We start from the raw sequence: 3,176 nt of genomic DNA, 5'->3' as shown, positions 1-3,176 counted from the left end.
CGCAATAAACTCGTCAATGTACGATCCCACCGTATACTTTGTCTTTGCTGATGATTTACCAGCCTCAACGGCACCAGTGAACTCGCGAAGCTCCTGCTGCGCCTCAGTATACGTTCCGGTGAACCTTTTGGTGCGCGACCTGTATTTTCCGGTTGCAGGGTCGAAGCCAACGGAAATGCGCAATTGCCATTTTCGGCATTTCGAGGGCGGCTTATCTTCGAGGGCAACTATAGTACCTTCGCCGCGTACTTTTTTACTCATGCTATAATCTCCTCACAGCCTTTTACGAGGACTGTATGTTAAGCCTCACGCAGGGTTGCAGCCCTTATGCGTGGGGCTTTCTTTCTATTTACAATCCGACCGAGTCAGCCCCATGTACAGCTTGCTCCTCAGTAAAACCTGAATATACAAGTTGTTCAATAAGTCCGTCTCGTGAGAATGACGACACTTCAAGATAACTTGCAGCCTTCTTCTCTGCTTGAGTCATCCAGTTTGCTCCGCAATTGTCTGCTCCGTATGTGGCATCTTCAGTAGAAAATTTAGAATATTCAAGCTGCTCAATTAGACCTGAATATGAAAATGCCGAAACGTTGATATAGCTCTTAGCCTTTTTTACGGCATTCTTTTGGCCAGCAGTTTCGGCGGGTGCAGCAGGAGCCGGAGTCTCCACTTTTGGTGCAGGCGTTTCTACTTTTGGAGGCGTGATTTCTGTTTTCGGAGCCGTGCTCTCATGCTTCTTTTCCACATCGCTCTCAACAACTCTTAAAGATGCAGCGATGTCAGACAAGACGTTGTCGTAGAGCGTATCTTTTGCGCCAACTATGCATGCAACGACTTCATTCTTGGTCGCTACAACCACGCAATCAGAATCGTACGCAATTCCGTTAACATCCATTGAACAATTAAACCTTTTGCCCAGGCAGCCATCCAGCGAATAGTCTCGAATATTACTAGAAGTTTCTGAGACTCCTTTAGCAAACTCATTGAACCACTTTTTATCTGGGTTTTTCTTTTCTATTTTCTGGATAAAAACCGATGCCGCCCCGTCTTCTGAAATTATCTGAAATCCCTGATCGTTGTTTGTAACAACTTCCCACGAAGAAGGGTATCTCATAGACACTGATCCAACTTGAATCGTTTCATCAAGCGCCACAACAACCTGAGCTTGCTGCTCGCCCTTTGCGTTGTCGGTCTGACCATACCCATTTGACATCGCCCACGTTCCAAGCCCCAGAACCGCTATAAATGCAACGCAAATTATTGACACGCACGCAATAACAACTTTCGCCCAAATGGGAAATCTCTGTTTTATTCCAACTGCTCCAGCTGTTGATGATGGCTGAGTCATCGTTGACGAGTCCTCTAGTGTAGATAGCTGCTCTTCTATATTGTTGTTCTCTGTGGTCTCCATCGCGTTCTCCTTTCGTACAGCTTTATCCTGGTCTTCTATTCCATTTCCTCACTAGGCTGGAACCAAACTACCGTGCCGATCAGTTCCACCGTGTGTCCGCTGTCGGCTGTTATGATTACGTCCTCATGCTCGTCATTGAAGCTTTCGGGCGATAGAACCATTGTGCTAGAGGTACGCAGAAGCCTGCGCATTACATAGTCGGCGCTGTCAATACTTACTACCGCTACAGAACCGTTCTGTGGCTCTTTGTCGGGGTCGATTAGTACGTGGCACCCCTCTGGGTATACCTTATCCATGCAGTCGCCCTCGACTTCGAGGAAGTAGCCTTTCGGGTGGCGGTTTGCGAGTGTTTTAGAAACAATAACCTCGCCCTCGATGGAATCGGGCTCTTGTGCATTTCCTGCATGAACCCTACCGCGCAGAGGGAGATATGCATCTTCTACGACAGTGGGTATGATGGCATTCGGTGGGAGCGTAGGGATCGTGCCGTGCTCTTTTGCGGCGAGTCCATAGCTATCCGACACTATGTCATCTCTTTTGAGGTTAAAGAAATCAGCGATCTTTTTTATAGGCTCTTCACGTGGCATTACTCCTCGCCGCCATCTTGATACTGTAGGAGGTTGCACTTCCGCAATTCTGGCGAGACTGTCTGCGGTAATATCAAACTTGACAAGTAGAGCATCTATGTTCTCAGCTACACCCACGCTAATCACCACCTTTCTTAAAATGTATTTTAACATCTTCTAAATTAACTTTAAGAAATATATATTGCATTTAATGTAATATCATGATAATCTGTAAAACATCGAAGGGAGGATCAATGGAAGATACTTGCAGTAAGTTCGAGGCTGCTCGTAAGGCATCAGACATTAATATTGAAAAAGCTTGCACTATCTGCAAATTTACGCCACCAACTCTTTCTGAACGAGAAAGAAATCCAAGTTCATGGAGACTTGGAGAATTAGTGTCGCTTCATGCTTCGATGTCGGATATCGCAAAAAAGATACTCATCGAAGCCGTGAACGATATTTTTTTGTCTTGAGTATTGCATTAAAAGTAATATCAAAGCAAAGCAAGCTATTCCAGCGAGGCAAGCTAGGAAAGGAGAAGGCAATGACCGATCAAGAGAAGCTAGAAGCGATCCTACTGCATCTGCGGCAGGCACACGCACGCGCTGCTACAGCCGAATCGAGGGCGCTCGACGAGCTTAATAGTGCAAAGGGAGCGCATGAGAGGGCCGAAAGGCGCGAGCGGTACGAATACGTCGTAGGCAAGTTTATGGGCCTTGGAGAGGCGATAGATATCGTCGATCGCATTATTTGATCTGATAGCCGAAAGCTGCACCTTCACAACCGCATACCCGCCAACCGCAGAGCCATCATCAGGCCATGACGTGCGAGGTGGGGAATGTAAGCAAACGACGGAAAGGAGGAACCAATGGAAAACACTTATGCATGCGGGTTTGCTGAAATGGCGAAGGTAGCCCCTATATTCGCCGAAATGGCAGCAATTGCGGGGCTAAAGCCAAAGGGAGCGTACCAGCTGCGAGAGATTGAACAAGCATCGGGGATTGCTTACACGACGATAAGCGAAGACGCAGCGGCAGGGAAGATTAAGACTTTCCTTCCGCCTGGTCGCAAGCGCGGGCGAATGATAAAGCCGGAGTGGTTTGACGAGTGGTTTGGACGGGGGATCAATGCCTAGACAAAAGAGGGTTCGACGTAAAAAAGAAAGCGCGCCCACCGTGGAAAGTATGCGCGAATTC

At 47.5% G+C, this 3,176-nt stretch carries 6 protein-coding genes; 3 read left to right on the top strand and 3 right to left on the bottom strand.

Annotation, left to right across the window (positions count from 1 at the left end; genetic code table 11):
• The 3 genes from RR842_RS13200 to RR842_RS13190 all read right to left on the bottom strand — a co-directional run.
• Positions 1–261: Arm DNA-binding domain-containing protein (locus RR842_RS13200; protein ID WP_332730058.1), on the bottom strand; the 261-nt coding region annotated here is incomplete at its 3' end.
• 88 nt (positions 262–349) lie between these two features.
• Complete coding sequence (locus tag RR842_RS13195; RefSeq protein WP_332730057.1) at positions 350–1,411, bottom strand: Ltp family lipoprotein; 1,062 nt, start codon at positions 1,409–1,411, stop codon at positions 350–352.
• A gap of 35 nt (positions 1,412–1,446) precedes the next feature.
• A complete protein-coding gene (locus RR842_RS13190; RefSeq protein ID WP_332730056.1) occupies positions 1,447–2,115 on the bottom strand; it encodes an XRE family transcriptional regulator in 669 nt (222 codons plus the stop codon).
• 116 nt (positions 2,116–2,231) lie between these two features.
• Between RR842_RS13190 and RR842_RS13185 the strand changes: the two genes are divergently transcribed.
• The 3 genes from RR842_RS13185 (at position 2,232) to RR842_RS13175 (ending at position 3,115) form a co-directional block, all read left to right on the top strand.
• The gene (locus RR842_RS13185) at positions 2,232–2,453 is read left to right on the top strand and encodes a hypothetical protein (protein WP_332730055.1); all 222 of its coding nucleotides are present in this window, start codon (positions 2,232–2,234) and stop codon (positions 2,451–2,453) included.
• A 71-nt stretch (positions 2,454–2,524) separates the two neighbouring features.
• The gene (locus RR842_RS13180) at positions 2,525–2,734 is read left to right on the top strand and encodes a hypothetical protein (protein WP_332730054.1); all 210 of its coding nucleotides are present in this window, start codon (positions 2,525–2,527) and stop codon (positions 2,732–2,734) included.
• A 114-nt stretch (positions 2,735–2,848) separates the two neighbouring features.
• The gene (locus RR842_RS13175; RefSeq protein ID WP_332730053.1) at positions 2,849–3,115 is read left to right on the top strand and encodes a hypothetical protein; all 267 of its coding nucleotides are present in this window, start codon (positions 2,849–2,851) and stop codon (positions 3,113–3,115) included.
• Positions 3,116–3,176: the final 61 nt, after the last annotated feature.

Origin of the sequence: Gordonibacter sp. (assembly GCF_036667095.1) — a bacterium.
Classification (GTDB): Bacteria; Actinomycetota; Coriobacteriia; order Coriobacteriales; family Eggerthellaceae; genus Gordonibacter.
Note: the sequence above shows the minus strand (reverse complement) of the source record. Positions and strands in the feature narration are given on the sequence as shown.

Bases quoted from the DNA above. Each gene is read 5' to 3' on its own strand.
- RR842_RS13175 (WP_332730053.1), top strand. From the start codon at position 2,849: ATGGAAAACACTTATGCATGCGGGTTTGCTGAAATGGCGAAGGTAGCC.
- RR842_RS13195 (WP_332730057.1), bottom strand. From the start codon at position 1,411: ATGGAGACCACAGAGAACAACAATATAGAAGAGCAGCTATCTACACTA.
- RR842_RS13180 (WP_332730054.1), top strand. From the start codon at position 2,525: ATGACCGATCAAGAGAAGCTAGAAGCGATCCTACTGCATCTGCGGCAG.
- RR842_RS13185 (WP_332730055.1), top strand. From the start codon at position 2,232: ATGGAAGATACTTGCAGTAAGTTCGAGGCTGCTCGTAAGGCATCAGAC.